The sequence below is a fragment of the Sphingomonas sp. 4RDLI-65 genome (genome assembly GCF_049472435.1).
GTDB lineage: Bacteria > Pseudomonadota > Alphaproteobacteria > Sphingomonadales > Sphingomonadaceae > Sphingomonas.
The window spans coordinates 565,539-583,718 of the sequence record NZ_JBCEBT010000001.1 but is presented as its reverse complement, the minus strand read 5'-3'; the positions used below and the strand labels follow the sequence as shown (position 1 = coordinate 583,718).

General features: G+C 67.3%; 15 protein-coding genes and 1 tRNA gene. 8 read left to right on the top strand and 8 right to left on the bottom strand.

The window, feature by feature from the left end; translation table 11 throughout:
• Together VH567_RS02500 and VH567_RS02495 are read right to left on the bottom strand one after the other, a co-directional pair.
• Nucleotides 1-1,752 carry a carboxylesterase/lipase family protein gene (locus tag VH567_RS02500; RefSeq protein WP_423323687.1) on the bottom strand — a complete coding sequence of 584 codons (1,752 nt, stop codon included), beginning with the start codon at nt 1,750-1,752 and terminating at the stop codon, nt 1-3.
• 14 nt (nt 1,753-1,766) lie between these two features.
• Nucleotides 1,767-1,967: a hypothetical protein gene (locus VH567_RS02495; RefSeq protein WP_423322875.1), complete on the bottom strand. Its 201-nt coding sequence runs from the start codon at nt 1,965-1,967 to the stop codon at nt 1,767-1,769.
• A gap of 57 nt (nt 1,968-2,024) precedes the next feature.
• Here VH567_RS02495 and VH567_RS02490 point away from each other — a divergent pair, with 57 nt between their 5' ends.
• Nucleotides 2,025-3,278 carry a metallophosphoesterase family protein gene (locus VH567_RS02490; protein WP_423322873.1) on the top strand — a complete coding sequence of 418 codons (1,254 nt, stop codon included), beginning with the start codon at nt 2,025-2,027 and terminating at the stop codon, nt 3,276-3,278.
• Nucleotides 3,278-6,721 (top strand): AAA family ATPase, encoded by a 3,444-nt coding sequence (locus VH567_RS02485; RefSeq protein WP_423322871.1) that lies wholly within the window; start codon nt 3,278-3,280, stop codon nt 6,719-6,721. Before VH567_RS02490 ends, VH567_RS02485 begins: the two co-directional genes overlap by 1 nt.
• On the opposite strand, the gene VH567_RS02480 is transcribed toward VH567_RS02485, so the two are convergent.
• From VH567_RS02480 to VH567_RS02465, 4 genes are all read right to left on the bottom strand, one after another.
• Complete coding sequence (locus VH567_RS02480) at nt 6,718-7,578, bottom strand: exonuclease domain-containing protein (protein WP_423322869.1); 861 nt, start codon at nt 7,576-7,578, stop codon at nt 6,718-6,720. The genes VH567_RS02485 and VH567_RS02480 overlap by 4 nt on opposite strands.
• A 92-nt stretch (nt 7,579-7,670) precedes the next feature.
• Nucleotides 7,671-7,747 (bottom strand) — tRNA-Arg (locus tag VH567_RS02475).
• A gap of 197 nt (nt 7,748-7,944) precedes the next feature.
• Nucleotides 7,945-8,205, bottom strand: coding sequence for an SWIB/MDM2 domain-containing protein (locus VH567_RS02470; protein ID WP_056411383.1), 261 nt, complete (start codon nt 8,203-8,205; stop codon nt 7,945-7,947).
• A gap of 47 nt (nt 8,206-8,252) precedes the next feature.
• The gene (locus tag VH567_RS02465; RefSeq protein WP_056482645.1) at nt 8,253-8,456 is read right to left on the bottom strand and encodes a DUF2945 domain-containing protein; all 204 of its coding nucleotides are present in this window, start codon (nt 8,454-8,456) and stop codon (nt 8,253-8,255) included.
• A 119-nt stretch (nt 8,457-8,575) separates the two neighbouring features.
• On the opposite strand from VH567_RS02465, the gene VH567_RS02460 reads away from it, so the two are divergent.
• The 3 genes from VH567_RS02460 to fghA are packed head-to-tail and all read left to right on the top strand — an operon-like array spanning nt 8,576 to nt 10,912.
• The gene (locus VH567_RS02460) at nt 8,576-9,682 is read left to right on the top strand and encodes an S-(hydroxymethyl)glutathione dehydrogenase/class III alcohol dehydrogenase (RefSeq protein ID WP_423322866.1); all 1,107 of its coding nucleotides are present in this window, start codon (nt 8,576-8,578) and stop codon (nt 9,680-9,682) included.
• A 10-nt stretch (nt 9,683-9,692) separates the two neighbouring features.
• Nucleotides 9,693-10,076, top strand: a complete 384-nt coding sequence (locus VH567_RS02455; protein ID WP_423322864.1) for a VOC family protein — start codon at nt 9,693-9,695, stop codon at nt 10,074-10,076.
• A complete protein-coding gene (gene fghA, locus VH567_RS02450) occupies nt 10,076-10,912 on the top strand; it encodes an S-formylglutathione hydrolase (protein WP_423322862.1) in 837 nt (278 codons plus the stop codon). The genes VH567_RS02455 and fghA overlap by 1 nt, the downstream gene beginning before the upstream one ends.
• A gap of 250 nt (nt 10,913-11,162) precedes the next feature.
• Here the strand turns inward: fghA and VH567_RS02445 are convergent, their stop codons facing one another.
• A complete protein-coding gene (locus tag VH567_RS02445) occupies nt 11,163-14,183 on the bottom strand; it encodes a TonB-dependent receptor (protein ID WP_423322860.1) in 3,021 nt (1,006 codons plus the stop codon).
• A gap of 204 nt (nt 14,184-14,387) precedes the next feature.
• On the opposite strand from VH567_RS02445, the gene folE reads away from it, so the two are divergent.
• The 3 genes from folE to VH567_RS02430 are packed head-to-tail and all read left to right on the top strand — an operon-like array spanning nt 14,388 to nt 16,139.
• Nucleotides 14,388-15,026: a GTP cyclohydrolase I FolE gene (gene folE, locus VH567_RS02440; protein ID WP_423322858.1), complete on the top strand. Its 639-nt coding sequence runs from the start codon at nt 14,388-14,390 to the stop codon at nt 15,024-15,026.
• Nucleotides 15,026-15,796: an SDR family NAD(P)-dependent oxidoreductase gene (locus VH567_RS02435; RefSeq protein WP_423322856.1), complete on the top strand. Its 771-nt coding sequence runs from the start codon at nt 15,026-15,028 to the stop codon at nt 15,794-15,796. The genes folE and VH567_RS02435 overlap by 1 nt, the downstream gene beginning before the upstream one ends.
• The gene (locus tag VH567_RS02430; RefSeq protein WP_423322854.1) at nt 15,789-16,139 is read left to right on the top strand and encodes a dihydroneopterin aldolase; all 351 of its coding nucleotides are present in this window, start codon (nt 15,789-15,791) and stop codon (nt 16,137-16,139) included. Before VH567_RS02435 ends, VH567_RS02430 begins: the two co-directional genes overlap by 8 nt.
• A gap of 254 nt (nt 16,140-16,393) precedes the next feature.
• Here VH567_RS02430 and leuA read toward each other — a convergent pair whose 3' ends face one another.
• The gene (gene leuA / locus VH567_RS02425) at nt 16,394-18,052 is read right to left on the bottom strand and encodes a 2-isopropylmalate synthase (protein ID WP_093397090.1); all 1,659 of its coding nucleotides are present in this window, start codon (nt 18,050-18,052) and stop codon (nt 16,394-16,396) included.
• Nucleotides 18,053-18,180: the final 128 nt, after the last annotated feature.

Below are 18,180 nucleotides of genomic sequence, written 5' to 3'. Positions count from 1 at the left end.
TCAGCGCGGACGCCGGTCCAGCAGCGGCACCGCGGCGACATAGCGCGCCTGCTCGACGAACGGGCGCGCGGCCGTGGTCACGTTGATCGTCTGGCGCAGGATCGGGCCAGTGCCCGACGGCGCCGCGGTCCAGGCCGGCAAGCCCGCCGCGTTGGGATCGCCGGTCTTCACGAACGCCGCGACATAGCCCTGGAACACCGCCGAGATGCGCCGGTCGTCCGCGGTCCAGGCATAGGCCGGGTTGGTGTCGAGGTTGCCGAGCGCATATTCGATCTCGGCGCTGTGCACCGCGCCGATCGGCGGGATTGCGGGGTTGGTCAGCGGTGGCAGTGCCGCGGGGCGGGGGTGCGCGAAGTAATAATAATAGGTCGGCTGGCGCGTGGCGCGGTGGAGGTCGAACCATTGCCACGTCGATGCGCCGAGGAAGGTGTCGCTCGCCAGCGCGGTCGCGGCGACCGGCACGTCGGCATCCGACCTCGCCGGATACAGCGCGGACACCGCCTCCGCATCGCTGCCGTGAATCCGGGTGAGCGCGGCGCGATAATTGGCGACGGTCGGCGCCGCACCGTTCAGCACCCCGGTCCAGCTTCCTTCCTGCGAATTTGCACCGACCAGCAACGGCACGCGGGCGGCCCGTCCCCCGGCATAGGTTGCAAGCGGCGTTTCGGTCAGGAACACGCCGTCGACGATGAAGTCCGCCCCGATCCGCTGGCGGCCTTGCGCGGCCAGCAACGCGTCGGCGGGCATCGCGCGCAATGTCGCCAGCGACGTCGCGCCCGCCGCTTGGGCAAATGTCTCGCCGTCGGTCTGCGCCTGCGCGAGCGACTTGGGATGGAAGGTCGGCGGCATCACCCCGCCGCTCTCGCCGATCGCGCCCGCGAAGGTGTCGCGGGTCAGCGGCGAGGTCATCAACACGCTGACCGACATCGAGCCTGCGCTCTCGCCGGCGATCGTGATCCGCTTCGCATCGCCGCCGAACGCGGCCGCGTTGCGCCGCACCCAGGCGAGCGCCGCCGCCTGATCGAGCAGGCCGTAATTACCGGCCGCATGCACGGGGGATTCCGCCGCCAGTTCCGGGGTTGCGAGGAACCCGAACACGCCGAGCCGGTAGTTGATCGTTACGACGACGATCCCGCGGCGCGCCATCGCCGCACCGTCATAACGCAGCTCGGAGCCATCGCCCGCCACCGCGCCGCCACCATGGATATATACCAGCACCGGCAACCGCGCGCCGGGCTTCGCGCCCGCTGGCGTCCAGACGTTGAGCGTCAGGCAGTCCTCGGCGATTCCAGGCGAGCGGAACCGCATGTCCGCGAACAACGGCTGCTGCATGCAGCGCGACCCGAACCGATCGGCCTTGCGCACGCCGGACCATTTGGCGACAGAGCGTGGCGGCTGCCACCGCAACGCGCCGGTCGGTGGCGCGGCATAGGGGATACCGAGATAGGTATCGACCGGGAGTGCTGCCGGAGCGGCCGGCTCCGCCGCCGCGGCGATGCGCGCGCCATCGAGCACGCCCTCCGCGACCTTGACCCGCTGCGCTGCCGATGCCGCCGACATCGTCACTGTCGCCAGCGCGATCCCCAAAATTCCTGTCGCGCGCCGCATATCGTCGTCTCCGGTCCTGTTTGGCCAAGCGTCGCAGTTCGCCCACGCTTTGCCAAGGTGGCGGCGGATCGTGCTATCTTGCCAGACGAAGCTCGCGCCACCGGGTTCGGTCTCGACGAAGGCGGTACCGCGGACCAGCGTCATCACTCGGTCGGGGATCAGCCGGCCGCCGGCGCGCCGCCGAGATTGACGATCCGTAACTCGCGCAGCACCGGCACCGCGTTCTGGTGCGTCGCGAAACTCACCTTCGGCGCGATCACCGCATCGATTGCGATATCGGCGGGCACGAGTCCGGCGGGCACTAGACTAGCGGGCACGTCGCCGGCGGCCGTGACGGCGGTATCGATCGATTCCGGCATGATTGCAGTCCCCAACAGCCTTCACAGCATGCACGCTTTGCCCGATAACGAAAGGACATGGCTGATTTCCGCTTCGTCCACGCTGCCGACATTCACCTCGACAGCCCGCTTCACGGCCTGTCGCGCTACGACGGCGTACCCGCGGACGACATACGCGGTGCGACGCGGAATGCCTTCGACAATCTGATCCGATTTGCGGTGGACGAGGCGGTCGATTTTGTCCTGATCGCAGGCGACGCGTTCGACGGCGACTGGAAGGACATGGGCACCGGCCTGTATTTCGCGCGCGCGATGGGGCGACTGAACGAGGCCGGCATCCCGGTCTATCTGCTCGCCGGCAATCACGACGCCGCCTCGGTGCTGACGCGCAGCGTACCCTGGCCCGACAACGTTCACCGCTTCGGCACGCGCCATGCCGAGACGCATGTGATCGCCCCGCTGGGCGTGGCGATCCACGGCCACAGCTTCGCCAACGCCGCGGTGACCGACAACATCGCGCTCGGCTATCCCGCCGCGGTCGCGCATCATTTCAACATCGGCATGCTGCACACCTCGCTCACCGGCCACGCCAACCACGAACGCTATGCGCCGTGCAGCGTCGAGGATTTGCGGGCGAAGGGCTATGATTATTGGGCGCTCGGGCACGTCCATGATTACCAGCGCGTCTGCGAGGATCCGCCGGTGATCTTCCCCGGCAACCTCCAGGGCCGCACGATCCGCGAGACCGGTCCGAAGGGCGCGGTACTGGTCGAGGTACAGGACCGTGCGATCACCAGCATCGCGCCGGTCGAACTCGACGTGCTCCGCTGGGCGCGCGCGGACGTCGATTGCAGCGGCGCGAGCGATCTCGAAACGATCCAGGCGGGCATTCGCGAGGCGCTCGCCCGCGCGCAGGCCGAGGGCGATGGCCGACCGGTGATCGCGCGCGTGACCTTGAGCGGCGAGACGGTACTGGCGGGTACGCTCGCCGACCGCGCGACCGGGCTGCGCGACGACGCGCGCGCGCATGCCGCGGCGATCTCGCCCGAACTGTGGATCGAGAAGGTGTCGATCCGCGTGACGCCGCCGCAGACAGCAACGATCGAGGTCGGCGACGAATTTCTCGCGCTGCTCGGCGAAGCGCCCGGCAATGCCGACCTCGCCGCAATGCTGGCGGCCGATCTCGCGCCGTTCCTGACCGCGACCGCCGCGATCGGGCCGGCCGACGCGGACGAGTTGCGGCATGCCGCGACCGAAGGCGACTGGTCGCGATTGCTGTCGGCGGCTGCGGTCGCGCTCGAGGCACGCCTCGCCCGCGGAGGAGACGCCTGATGCGGTTCCGTCGCCTGCTGCTCGAACGCTATGGCCGGTTCGAGGATTGCACGCTCGACTTCCGCGACGGCGCGCCCGACCTCCACATCGTCTACGGCAACAACGAGGCGGGCAAGTCGACCACGCTCGCCGCGGTGTCCGACCTGCTGTTCGGCTTCGGCAAGCGAACCCCGTATAATTTCCTCTTCGACAACGCGATGCTGCGGGTCGGCGCGGAGCTGGAGGACGACGGCCGCACATTGTTCTGCCGCCGCCGCAAACGCGACAGTGCGAGCCTGGTCGATGCCGACGAACAGCCGATCGACGAGGGCGACCTGCTGGCGATGTTGCGCGGCCAGACGCGCGAGACGTTCCGGCTCGCGTTCAGCCTCGACCAGGACGGCCTGCGCGATGGCGGCCGGGCGATGGTCACCGCCAAGAACGACGTCGGCCAGGCGCTGTTCGCGGCGAGTTCTGGACTGACCGGTGTCGCAGGCACGCTCGCCACGCTCGACGAGGAGGCGGACGCGATCTGGGGCAAGCGCGCCAAGGCCAGCCGCACGTTCACTGCGGCCGAACGCGTGCTGACCGAGAGCCGCCGCGCGGTCCGCGATCTCGAACTGAAGCCCAAGGCCTGGGTCGACGCACACGCCGCGCTGCAACGGAGCGAAGCCGAACTCGCGGATCTCGAACGCCAACGCGATACGCTGGTCGCCGAGCATCGCGCGGTCGAGCGCCTACGCCGGGTCGGGCCAGGCCTGCGTCGCCGCGAGGAGCTGATCGCTGCGCTCGATGCGCATGCCGCCACGGTGTCGCTGTCGCCGCAGCGCGAGACGGCCGCGCTCGATGCGCTGGCCGCCGCCGAGACGGCGGATCGGCGTCGACAGGCCGCCGCCATCCTGGTCGCCGACGCGGACCAGCGGGCCGGACTGCTCGCGCCCGATGCCGCCGTGCTCGCGCTCGCCGATACGATCGATACGCTCGGCGAACGACGCGGCGCGCTGGCCAAGGCAGGGCTCGACCGGGCGCGGCTGGTGGTCGAGCGCCATGCCAAGGACGTCCGGATCGCCGACCTGCACCGCGATCTCGGCGGCGCGGTCGCCAGCGCCCCGTCGCGCCTGCTGGTCGGTCGCCTGCGCGAGATCGCCCGCGCGCACGCCGATGCGGCCTCACGCATCCGCGCGCTCGACGGCACGATCGCCGACCTGACCGCGCGCGAACGCCCGTTGCGCGACCGGATTGCCGACGCGACGCTCAGCGAGACATTGCCCGTACTGGTCGCCGCGGTCGATTCCGCCAGGCGGCTCGGCGACATCGACGAACGCTGCGCCGCGGCGGATCGCGCAGCCGATCGCGCGGAGGAGAATGCGCGTACGGCGATCGTGCGGCTTGCACCGTGGTCCGGCTCGATCGACGCGCTCGCGGGCCTGCCCGGAATTGCCGAGCCGGAGATCGCCGCCGCACAGGCCGCGCACACGGCGTATCAAACTCAAGCGGACCAGGAGGCGGCGAACGTCGTCCGGTTCGAGCAGGAGCGCGACGCACTGGCACTCGACCGTGCAGGCCTTGCCGAGCGAAGCGGCGCGGTCTCGGCGGATGCGGTCGACGATGCGCGGGCGATGCGCGAACGCCAGTGGCACGAGCTGCGCGATCACCTGCGCGGGCTGACGATCCTGCCCGACCCGGTCGGCTCCAGCGACGCGTATGAGCGCGCGGTGATCGTCGCGGATGCGGTGGCCGGTCGCCGCTTCATGCTTGCCGAAGTCTCGGGCCAGTTGGCGAATCTCGACGCCAGCGATGCGAAACTGCGGCTGCAGGCGGAGCAGGCCCGGCACCGTGGTGACGGCGCCGCACGAGCTTTGGCCGAAGCCCGCACCGCCTGGCATGTGCGGCTCGCCGACGCGGGCCTTCCGGCGCTCGATCCGATCCCACTGCGAACATGGCTTGCCGATCGCAGCGCCGCGCTCGACGCCGAGACGCTCGCCGTCCAGGCGCGGGACGCGGCGGCGCTCGAACGGCAGCGGCGGAGCGACGCGGGTGCGGCGCTCGTCGCGGCGATGCGGGGCGAGGGCGTATCGACCCTGCTCACACCAGTGCTCGCCCGTGCGGAAACGCTCCGCCAGCAGGGCGAGGCACGCGACCAGGCGTTTCGCGACGATCGTGCCGAACTTCGCCAGACCGAGACCTCGCTGACCGAGCAGCGTCGTCGGCTGGCGCAGGCGCGAGGCGATGCCGACGACGCGGTGCAGACGTGGCAGGCGGCACTGGCGGATACCGGGCTCACCCTCGCGATCGAGGCCTCCGAACCGCACCTCGCGGCGTTCGAGGACCTGCGCGGCGAACTCGACGCCGCGGCGCTGCTCGATACGCGGCTGAACGGGATCGATGTCGATGCGCGGCGGTTTGCTGACGACGTCGCCGCGCTCGCGAATGCGCTCGATATCAAACCGGATGCAGAACCCGCCGCGACCGTCGCCGCCGCGCTGGCAAGGCTCGAGACCGCACGCCAGACTGCGCGGGCGCGCGCCGACCTCGCCGTCGAGCGCGACCGTCGTCAGGCCGAGGTCGATGCGGCCGATGCGGAGCGTGCCGCCGCGCTGGCGATCGTCGCGCCGATCCGGGCGGAGCTCGGCCTTGGCGATGCCGACGATCTGGCCGGTGCGATCGAGGCCTCGCGCACCGCGCGACGCCTGCGCGAGGAACGCGACGAGGTCGAACGCAGCGTGACGAACCAGGGCGACGGCTATGCGCTGCTCGATCTGGTCGCGGCGTGGCAGGCGCAGGATCCCGACGGCGTCGCCGGCCGCGCGACGGCGCTGGCGACCGACATCGCCGAGCTGAACGCGCGGATATCCGCGGCGGCGACCGCAAGTGGCGACGCCCGTCGCAGCTTCGCCGCGCTCGAAGGTGCGCCGGGGGCCGCGTCGGATGCGCTCGCGGATGCCGAACAGGCCAAGGCGGAGATGGCGGCGCAGGCCGAGATGTTCCTGCTCAAGCGGACCGAGGCGGTGATGCTCCGCTGGGCGATGGAGCGTCACCGCGAGCGCCGCCAGGATCCGTTGCTGGCGCGCGCGAGCGACCTTTTCCGCACGCTGACGCTCGGCCGCTACGTCCAGCTCCGCGTCGATGTCGACGGTACCACGCCCCGGCTCGGCGGACTGCGCGACGATGGCCGCACCGTCGTCGACGTCGGCGCGATGAGCGAAGGCACCACCGACCAGCTGTTTCTCGCGCTCCGCCTCGCTTCGGTCGAGCAATCCGTCGCAAACGGCGTGCGCCTGCCGTTTCTCGCCGACGACCTGTTCGTGAACTTCGACGACGCCCGCTCGCGCGCCGGGTTCGAGGTGCTGGCGGACCTCGCCAAGACGACCCAGGTACTGTTCTTCACGCACCACGCGCATCTTGCCGCGGTCGCACGCGACGTGGTCGGCACGACGCTGCATTCCGAGTGCGCGCTCGACTAGCTGGCGGCCGCCAATCCCAGTTCGTGCTCGGAAACGATCCGGACCGTCCCGCCGAGGCGTCGATATTGCTCGGCGCGACGATAGGCTCCGCTGTTGCGGATCGAATAGCCGAACGGCGCACGTCCGGCGATCACGAGCATCGTCGTGGTATTGCCGACCGCCGAGACGATCCGGCCGCCGAGCGCCGCGATCCGGGCGGCGAGCGGACCATCGCGGGGTTCGCCGAGGATCGCGATACGCTCGCCCTTCAGCGGTCCATCCGGCGCCGGCTTGGGGGCGGGGCCCGGCTTGCGCGGCGGTGCGAGCCATTCGTCGAGCGCGATGCCGGTATGGTCGATCGCCTTGACGATCACCCAGCCGGCCGCGCGTGCGTCGCTCAGCGCATCGTGATGCTTGTGCGTGATCCCCAGATACTGCGCGAGCAGGCCAAGCCGATGGCTCGCCAGATCGGGCCACGCCCGTTGCGCCACGCGGACGCTGTCGAGCCACCGCGTCTCGATCGCCGGCCGATCATGCACCCGGCACGCGGCGGCGAGCGCGCCCTTGTCGAAATAGGAATGCGCCACCGTCGTCCGCCCCGCGAGATGGCCGTGGACGATGCCGTGGACGTCGGCAAAGCTGGGCTGGCCGACGACGTGGTGCTCGGCGATGCCGTGTATCCGGGTGTTGAACGCGTTGAACTCGTCGCGCGGATCGAGCAGCGTCTCGTATTCGAAGATCTCGCGTCCGTCGCGGAATCCGACGATGCCGATCTGGCAGATGCTGCTGACCCGCGAACAGGCGGTCTCGACGTCGATCACGACGAAGTCGGGCGGAAGGGTATCTGTGGGATCGGCGAGCATCGCGGTCGAGAGCATCCCGCCTTCATGCACGCATGTGCGGGGCGGATAAACATCTTTGGCCGCAGCGTGAAAAGCTGGGGAGCGTGAAAAGCTGGAGCGTGAAAAACTGGTGCCCCCGGCGAGATTTGAACACGCGGCCTACGGTTTAGGAAACCGTCGCTCTATCCGGCTGAGCTACGGGGGCATCCGGTTGCGCAGTACGACGGTCGGATGAGGCGATCAAGCGTCTGGTTCGCGATCTGCCAAGCGTCATTGTAGGCCGCCAAGGGCCAGGGCGACTAGGTAGCCGCCACCAGGTAACAGTAATAGGGTAGAGAGTATCAAGGGGCGACGGGTATCGCTGTCGATGCCCCGTCGCCGCTTGCCGTGCAGTGCTGGCGGTTAGGCCTTGACGTGCTGCGAGATGTACTTGTTCATCTCGAACATCGTGCACTTGTCACGCCCGAAGACCTTCTTCAGTTTTTCGTCAGCCAGAATCTCGCGCTTGTTCTCGGGATTCTGGAGGTTGTTGGCCTTGATGTAGACCCACACCTTGCTGATCACTTCGCTGCGCGGCAGCTTGTCGTTGCCGACGATCTCGCCGAGCTCGGGAGAGGGCTGGACGGGGGCGTGGATGCCGCCGGTCTTGGGAGCTGTAGCCATAAGCATTCCTTCCTGTTGCGCGCGTACGTTAGGCACTGCGCGCGTGGTCACGCCTTGGTGAGCGCGTCCGCCTTGTGCGCTGCCTTGCCGCCCTTGTCACTCCTTACGATGAACTGCGGCTCCTCCTTGGAGGCCTTGACGGTGTGGCCCTTGATCTTCGTGTCGGTGGTCTGCTTCTTCTCGACCGTGCCGTGCGCCTCGCCGCCGTGCGATTTCCAGGTGACCTCGTCGCCCTTCTTAGGATCCTTCATCGCGCCATCTCCTTGATTTGAAAGGATCAAGCGCGGGAAAGCGGCATTGGTTGCATCGGCGGCGGGTTGCGGAGGCGAGGCGCGAGGGGCATCAGGGCGGCAATCAAGGAGACCGACCGATGAAGACCCGCGCCGCCGTAGCCTTCGAGGCAAAAAAACCGCTCGAGATCGTCGAACTCGACCTCGAGGGGCCGAAATTCGGTGAAGTCCTCGTCGAAATCATGGCGACCGGCATCTGCCATACCGATGCGTACACGCTCGACGGGCTTGATTCGGAAGGGTTGTTTCCGAGCGTGCTGGGCCATGAAGGCGCCGGCATCGTCCGCGAAGTGGGCGCGGGGGTGACCAGCGTCGCGGTCGGCGATCATGTCATCCCGCTCTACACGCCCGAATGTCGCCAGTGTAAGTCGTGCCTCAGCGGTAAGACCAACCTGTGCACCGCGATCCGCGCGACGCAAGGGAAGGGGCTGATGCCCGACGGCACGACCCGGTTCAGCTACAAGGGCCAGCCGATCTTCCACTATATGGGCTGCTCGACTTTCTCGAACTTCACGGTCCTGCCCGAGATCGCGGTCGCGAAGATCCGCGAGGACGCGCCGTTCGATACCTCGTGTTACGTCGGCTGCGGCGTGACCACCGGCGTCGGCGCGGTGGTGCACACGGCCAAGGTCCAGCCGGGCGACACGGTCGTCGTGTTCGGGCTTGGCGGGATCGGGCTGAACGTGATCCAGGGCGCGCGGCTGGCGGGCGCGGGGATGATCGTCGGTGTCGACATCAATCCCGACCGCGAGGAATGGGGCCGGCGCTTCGGCATGACGCACTTCGCCAATCCGAAGGATGTGGGGGATATCGTGCACCACATCGTCGCGCTGACCGATGGCGGCGCGGACTATACGTTCGACGCGACCGGCAACACGACCGTCATGCGGCAGGCGCTGGAGGCGTGCCATCGCGGCTGGGGCACCTCGATCGTGATCGGCGTGGCCGAGGCGGGCAAGGAGATCTCGACGCGACCGTTCCAGCTGGTCACCGGGCGCAACTGGCGCGGGACGGCGTTCGGCGGCGCGCGTGGGCGGACGGATACGCCGAAGATCGTCGACTGGTACATGAACGGGATGATCGAGATCGACCCGATGATCACACACCGGCTGACGCTCGACGAGATTAACAAGGGCTTCGACCTGATGCACGCCGGCGAGAGCATCCGCTCCGTCGTGATCTACTGAGGACGCGCGGATGTTCAGCCATATCATGCTCGGCGCCGACGATATCGCGGCGTCGAAAGTGTTCTACGACGCGAGCCTGGGCGCGCTCGGCGTTCCCGAGGGCGTCGTCGATGAATGGGGACGGGTGGTCTATGCGCACGCTGGCGGTCGCTTCCTGATCACGCGGCCGATCGACGGGCAGCCGGCGAGCCATGGTAACGGCAGCACGATGGGCTTCGTCGCAGCCTCGCCAGAAGCAGCGGATGCGTGGCACGCGGCGGGGCTCGCGAACGGCGCGACCGCGTGCGAGGACTCGCCCGGTATCCGCCAGGGTACCGCCGGCCGCACGCTGTATCTCGCCTATCTGCGCGATCCATCGGGTAACAAGCTGTGCGCCGCGCACCGGGTCGCGTGATGGAGACCATCTCTACCAGCAAGGCCTATGGCGGCATCCAGGGCGTGTACCGCCACGCCTCAACCGCGACCGGCACCGACATGACCTTCGCCGTCCACGTGCCGCCGCATGACGAAGGCGCACGGTTGCCGGTGCTGTGGTTCCTGTCGGGGCTGACCTGCACGCATGCCAACGTTATGGACAAGGGCGAGTATCGGCGGGCGTGTTCCGAGCTGGGGGTAATCCTGGTGGCGCCAGATACGTCGCCGCGCGGGGACGACGTGCCGGATGACGAGGCGTATGACTTCGGTAAGGGCGCTGGCTTCTACGTCGATGCGACCGAGGAGCCTTGGGCGAAGACCTTCCGGATGCGGTCCTATGTCGAGGACGAACTGCCGGCGTTGATCGGCGCGGAGTTTCCGATGGCGGACATGACGCGGCAGGGGATATTCGGGCACTCGATGGGCGGGCACGGTGCACTGACGATCGCGCTGCGTAATCCGGAGCGGTTTCGGAGCGTGTCGGCGTTCGCGCCGATCGTCTCGCCGCTTCAGTGTCCCTGGGGCGAGAAGGCGCTTGGCGGGTATCTCGGGGCGGACCGGACGGCGTGGCGCGCGTATGACGCGTGTGCGCTGATCGAGGACGGCGCGCGGGTGGCGGACATCCTGATCGATCAGGGCGATGCGGATGGCTTCCTTGTCGAACAGCTGAAGCCGGAGTTGCTGGCAGAAGCATGCGCCGCGGCGGGGATCGACCTGACGCTGCGGATGCAGCCCGGGTACGACCACAGCTACAATTTCATCTCGACCTTCATGGCGGATCACGTCGCCTGGCATGCGGAGCGGCTGAACCGCTAACCGCGGTTGTGATGGTTCCAGGCTGTCGGTCTGCAGGCCGTGCTCTCACCCTCGCCGCCTTCGGCGTCTCTCCCTCTCCCGACGGGAGAGGGAAGGGGCCCGCGGCGTCTTCGCCGTGGGAAGGGTGAGGGCAAGCGAGCGTCGGTCGCCCCGGTTCGGTTTGCGCCGGGTATCGTACTGCACATCGCCAGGATGACGAAGGCGGCGTGTGATCCTCCCCCGCCAGGGGGAGGATAGTCTTAGTCGTCCCTCAGAACTTGAACCCGGCCGCGATCCCGTAGCGCCGCGGGTCGATCGTGAAGATGTTGGTGAACAGCCCCGACGACTGGTCGCCGACCGCTTGCCCCGTAATCGAATCGTTGTTGGTCAGATTCTGTACGAAGCCGCGCAGGAACCAGCGGTCGTCGGCGCCGTTCAGCTGCACCTGCGCATTGACCACCTCGTAACCCTGTACCCGGTCGACCAGCTGGTTGAAGATCGAGGCCGAGAAGCCGCCGGTATAGTTGAGATCGACGCGCGGCACGAACGACATGCCGTTGCCGAAGCCGATCGTGTACTGTGCACCCGCCGAAAATTTGTAGGTCGGCGCCTGCGGCAGCTTCCCCCCACGGATGTTGACGCCGACGCCGTCGATCACGCTGAACGGCAGCGCGCCGGTCGGCACCCCGAACAGCGCGCGGAGCGGCGCGGATGGATTGGCCGCGGTCGACGCAAGCACCGAGCACAGGCTGTAGGCGCCGGTCGTGTTGGTCGACGGGATTGCCGTCGGCGCCCGCAGGCCCAGCCCCGAGTTCACCGCCGCGACATAGGTGTTGACCGCAACGATGCTGCCCGCGGTGGTCGGCACGACCGCGCAATTGGCGGCGCTTTGCAGGTCCTTGATGATCACCGCGTCCGAGCGCCCGCCCGACGGATCGCGCGGGTTTACCAGGAACTTGTCCGCTGACACCTCGCTGTGCAGGTAGCTCGCGTTCATGTTGACGACGAACGCCGGGATCGGGCTGAGGATCGCCTCCGCCTCGACGCCGTAGACATTGGCATCGACATTGTCGTTGACTGCGGTCCGCGCGACGATCCGGCTGAGCTGCAACTGCTTGTATTTATAATAGAAGCCGGTGACGTTGAGCCGCAACGCGCCATTGCCGAAGCTGTTCTTCGAGCCGATCTCGAACGAGTCGATCTTCTCTGGCGTGAACGTCGTCGGTACCGAGAAGTTCGCGGGCAGCGGCGGGTTAATACCGCCCGATTTATAGCCGCGCGAATACGACGCGTAGATCAGGTTGTTCGGCGTGATCCGGTAGTCGATCACGGCGCGGCCGGTCAGCCGCGAGAAACTGACCTGGTCGAGCGCATATTCCTGCACGCCCGCGCGCGTCGAATCGAAATCGGTGGCCGCGTAGTTCAACCCTTGCGTGATGTTGGAGGCGCCGATCGGGGTGAGGACGTTCAACGTGATGTTACGGGCCTTCACCTCCTTCTTGTCGTGGTTGTAGCGCAGGCCGAGCGTCAGTTTCAGCTTGTCGTTGAACTCGAAATACGTCTCGCCGAAGATGCCGTAGGATTTCAGCCGGAAATCGTCGCCGTCGTTGCGGTAGAAGGGCGTGGCGAGGAACGCGTTGCCCGCCACGCCGGGGATCGCCGCCGAGCTGGCCGCGCCGAGCACGCCGGAGGCGTAGTCCAGCCCGAACGCGTTGACGAAATAGTCGGTGTTCTGGCTGCGCGAGTCGACGTAGATGCCGCCCAGCAGGAAGTTGAACATGCCGTCGAACGAGCTGTCGATGTGCGCTTCCGCCGAATATTGCCGGTTCACCTGGCGCGACCGATCGACGTCGAGGCTCTGGGCGTAACAGCCGATCCCGTTGCCGCCGAACACGCCGACGCCGGTCGGATCGGCACCCGACTGGCAGACGCCGCCGGCAGGTCCGTTGGGGATCAGCACGGAGCGGACGCCGTTGAGATAGCCGGTGTTGACCAGCGCGCCGCCGGGCAACGGGATTACGACGCCGGGGCGGCCGATCGCGTTCAGTGTGTTCAGCCCGACATTGGTTGCCAGCCCATTCTCGACGGCCAGGTTGAAGTCGGTCGTGCTGTCGACGGTGTTGCGCGCGAAGCCACCGGTGAAGTTGAACGAGACCGGACCGAAATCGTGGAAGATCTTGGCGGTATATTGCTCCTCCTCGGCGAAATAGGTCGGGTTGGAATCGATCCGGACGGTGCGGACGTCACCGGGATTGACCACGCCAGCATAGGTGTCGGCCGCGTAGAGGTTCTGCAGGCCGATCGCGGCGATCTCGGGATGGCCGAGCTGCGTGCCCGCGATCCCGAAATACTGCGTCGAGGCGACCGTCGCGGCCAGCGTCGAATTGCCGTTCGGCGTCTCGTTCGCCAGCCGGTCGGGCAGGCACCCGAGAATACCCGTCGGATCGCGGTGGCAGAGCTGCTTCTGGATACGGCTGCGGTTATCCTTCTCGCGGAAATAATAGCCGATCAGGTCGATGCGCGTGTCGCTGGTCGGCTCCCACGACAGCGTGCCACGGATCGAATACAGGTCTCGGCCGTCGATCTTGGAGCCGTCATAGGTGTTCTTGGTATAGCCGTCGCGGTTGAGATAGGTGCCCGCGACGCGGATGCCGAGCGTGTCGGTGAAGGGCAGGTTGATCATCGCGCGCGCACGCTTCGAATCGTAATTGCCGTATTCGGCCTCGGCGGCGGCGTGGATGCCCGACAGGTCGGGCTTGGCGGTGATGAAATTGACCACGCCCGAGGTCGCGTTGCGGCCGAACAACGTACCCTGCGGCCCGCGCAACACCTCGATCCGCTCGAGGTCGAAGAACTCGCTCTCGAACAGGCGCGTGGTGACGAGCGGCATGTCGTTGACGTGGATCGCGGTCGCCTGGTCGCAGGTCGCGCCGACGCACAGATCGCCGATCCCGCGGATCGTAAAGCTCGACGTGGTGAAGTTGGTCTTGGTGAAGGTGACGTTCGGCAGCGTCTGCTGCAAGGCGATCGGATTGACGATCTGCTGTTTCGAGATCGTGTCAGCGGTAAAAGCGCTCACTGCAATCGGAACATCTTGTAACCGCTGGGACTGGCGCTGCGCGGTGACGACGATATCCTGCGAGCCATACAGGTCGGCGGCGGGTGGCGGTGTCGGTGCTGCCTCGGGTGGTGCGCTATTCTGCACCGGCGTGGGCGGCGCGGTCTGGGCAAGTGCGGGAACAACAGGCAGGAGTATCATCGCCGACGCGGCGAGCAATTCGAACTTAGCCATGGTCTATCCTCTCCCTGAACCGCGTCGATCTGTGTCGTTCACGATTTCGATTATCGGGTATGGCAAAGTAACGACGAAAGAAAACGGTCGTCAACGCTTTTTGATGCTCGAATTACGGGGATTTACGAGACGTTGCTGAAATGAAACAGTTGCAAAAAAGGACCCTTATTCCGATGTTTGGGTATGCTGACAAAGGGTGTTGCGATGCGGGATGAATTGAACGGGTCCGAGGGGCCGCACGTGGCGGGCGATACGCTGGGGCCCGACGGGAAGGTGATTGTGCCCGAAGACGTAGCGTCGGCGATCCGTACGCTGATCCGCTGGGCAGGCGACGATCCGACCCGCGAGGGGCTGGTCGATACGCCGCGTCGTGTTGCACGTGCGTGGAAGGAATATTGCGCGGGCTATGGCGACGATCCGGCGAAACACCTCGACCGCGTGTTCGAGGAGGTCGGCGGCTATGACGAGATCGTGCTGCTGAAGGACATCCCGTTCCAGTCGCATTGCGAACACCACATGGCGCCGATCATCGGCAAGGCGCACATCGCGTACCTGCCGCGCAACCATGTCGTCGGCATCTCGAAGCTCGCGCGCGTGCTGCACGGGTTCGCACGGCGGTTGCAGGTGCAGGAGCGGCTGACCGCGGAAGTGGCGGACTGCATCTGGGACAATCTCAAGCCGCAGGGCGTCGCGGTAGTGATCGAGGCGAGCCATGCCTGCATGACCGCGCGCGGTGTCCGCACGCCCGGTGTGACGATGGTGACGAGCCGGATGATGGGCGTGTTCCGCGACGACGAACGCAGCCGCAAGGAAGTGCTGGCGTTGATGGGACAGCGCGCCTGATGCGGACGGTGCTGGTCACGGGCGGGGCGAAGCGGCTGGGCGCGGCGATCGTGCGGCGGCTGGCGGCGGATGGCCACGCGGTGGTCGTGCACCAGGGACATTCGCGGGACGAGGCGGCGGCGCTGGTCGCGGAGATCGTTGGCAAGGGCGGTCGTGCCGCGGCGGTGGCAGGCGACCTGAGCGACCTGAGTGCGATCGGCGACCTGTTCGCAGAGGCGCGGGCTGCGATTGGCGGACCGATCGACGGGCTGGTGAACTGTGCCTCGCGGTTCGAGTTCGATCGGCCGCCGGGCGTCGATCCCGTGCTGTTCGCCGAGCTTGGCGCGATCAATTGCGGCGCGCCGGTTTTGCTGGCGTCCGCGCTCGCATCGCAGGATGACGTCGCGGAGAGCGCGGTGGTCAATGTGCTCGACCAGAAGGTGGCGAACCTGAACCCGGACTTCTTCTCGTATAGCTGCGGGAAGATCGCGCTGGAGGGGGCGACGACGATGCTGGCACAGGCGCTTGGGCCACGGATTGCGGTGAACGCTGTGTCGCCGGGGTTGACGCTGCCGAGTGGCGACCAGACCGACGCGGAGTTCGCGGCGGTGGCGAGCGACAATCTGCTCGGGCGACCGGTCGGTGCGGAGGCGGTGGCGGACGCGGTGGCGTGGCTGCTCACCGCGAAGGGTGTGACGGGGCAGAATGTGTTCGTCGATTGCGGGCAGCGGTTTCTGAAGCGCGACGGCGACGTGATGTTCGATCGGGATCTTGGGGGGCGCAATGGCTGAGTTCACGACGATCCTCGACGGGCTCGAGGTCATGATGCGGCTCGGCATCCATCCGCACGAGGTCGCGCCGCAACGCGTGGTCGTCTCGGTCGAGATGACGGTCGTGTATCCGAAGCCACTCGGCGAGGATGCGATCGGGGAAGTGCTCGATTACGACTTCGTGCGGGCGGGGATCCTGGCGATGGTGGCGGAGCGGCCGATCGCGTTGCAGGAGACGCTCTGCGAGGCGATCGCCGGGCTATGCCTGGCGGACGAGCGGGTGAGGCGGGTCAAGGTCCGCACGGTGAAGGCCGACGTCTATCCGGACGCTCGTGTAGGTTGCGAGATCGTCCGCACCCGCTGATCCTCCCCGCACGCGGGGAGGGAGACCAGCGTAGCTGGTGGTGGGGGCTTGCCGCGGGCGTTGCGCTTGGGGAAGCCCCCCTCCACCCCCGCGCAAGTACGCGGCGGTCCCCCTCCCCGTGCCGGGGAGGATTACGCGAACTGCTCCCTCTCCCCTCCGGGGAGGGGGCTGGGGTGAGGGGCTGTTCCGAGCGCTGCGCTGCTTGGCKGSSCCTCTCCCCGACCCTCTCCCCGGAGGGGAGAGGGAGGTGTGCGTTATGCGCGGTTCGCGGCCGACAATACCGCGCGGACCGAGGCGGTGGCGATGTCGGTGTCCATGCCGACCCCGAACACCGTCTTGCCCTCGGCGGTCCGGCATTCGACATAGGCCGCCGCCTGTGCGTCCGCACCGTGGCCGATCGCGTGCTCGTTATAGTCCACGACGTCGAGCGTCGGCCCGGTCGACTCCGCGATCGCCGCGATAACACCCGAGATCAGCCCGTTGCCGCGCCCGGAGATCGACCGCTCCTCGCCATCGATCGCAACGCGGCCGATGAACACGCGCTGCCCCGATGCGCCGCTCTCCTCGTAATCGCGCAACTCCACGCGGTCGTCGGCCTGCGGCATGTAGGTCCGCTCGAACAGGCCCCAGATGTCCGCCGCATTCAGCTCGCGGCTGGTCTCGTCGGCATAGGCCTGGACGTGGCGGCTGAAGTCCGCCTGCAACCGCTTGGGCAGCTTCAGTCCCTTGTCCTGCTCGATCACCCAGGCGACGCCGCCCTTGCCCGACTGCGAGTTCACGCGGATCACCGCCTCGTAGCTGCGACCCAGATCGGCGGGGTCGATGGGCAGATACGGCACCTCCCACAACGTGTCGTTCTTCGCCTCCTGCGCCGCGAAGCCCTTCTTGATCGCGTCCTGATGCGACCCCGAAAACGCGGTGAACACCAGGTCGCCGGCATAGGGCGTGCGCGGGTGGACGGGGATGTTGGTGCAGTAATTGACCGTGTTCACGACGCCGTCGATGTCCGACAGGTCGAGCTTAGGGTCCACCCCTTGCGTGTACATGTTGAGCGCGACGGTCACGAGATCGCAATTGCCGGTGCGCTCGCCATTGCCGAGCAGGCAGCCCTCGACCCGGTCCGCACCTGCCATCATCCCGAGCTCCGCCGCCGCGACGCCGGTGCCGCGGTCGTTGTGCGTGTGCAGGCTGATCGCCACCGCGTCACGGTTGCGGATGTGCCGCCCGAACCATTCGATCTGGTCGGCATAGATGTTCGGCGTCGCGCATTCGACGGTGGCGGGCAGATTGAAGATGATCGGATTCTCGGGCGTCGGCATGAGGACGTCCATCACCGCCTCGCAGACCTCCAATGAGAAATCGAGTTCGGCGGTCGAGAAGGTCTCGGGGCTGTATTCGAACTGCCAGCGGACGTTCGGCTGCTTGGCGGCTTCGTCGCGCAGCACCTTGGCGCCATCGATCGCGATCTGCTTCACCTGCGCGCGGTCCATCCCGAACACGATCTTGCGCCAAGCGGGGGAGACGGCGTTGTAGAGATGCACGATCGCGGTCTTCGCGCCGACCAGGCTGGCGAAGCTCGTCTCGATCAGGTCGCGGCGCGACTGGGTGAGCACCTGGATCGACACGTCGTCGGGGATGCGGCCGGTCTTCACCAGCCCGGAAATGAAGTCGAATTCGGTCGCGCCGGCGCTCGGGAAACCGACCTCGATCTCCTTCAGCCCGACCTTGCAGAGCAGATCGAAGAAGCGTGTCTTCTTCTCGGCATCCATCGGATCGATCAGCGCCTGGTTGCCGTCGCGCAGATCGGTGGAGAGCCAGCGGGGTGGCTTGACGATGGTCTTCGACGGCCATTGGCGGTCGGGCAGGTCGACTTGCGGGAAGGGTCGGTATTTGGTCGATGGGTCGCGCAGCATGGCTCGTGTCTCTCGTATCGTCGGGAGCGTTCGGGTCAGCCCTTAGGCGCGAGGCGCGGGGCATGGCCACCGCGCAAACGATCGGCGCGCCTAAGGGCGCGTAAGTCGAAGCAGCAGGAGGCGGCCAT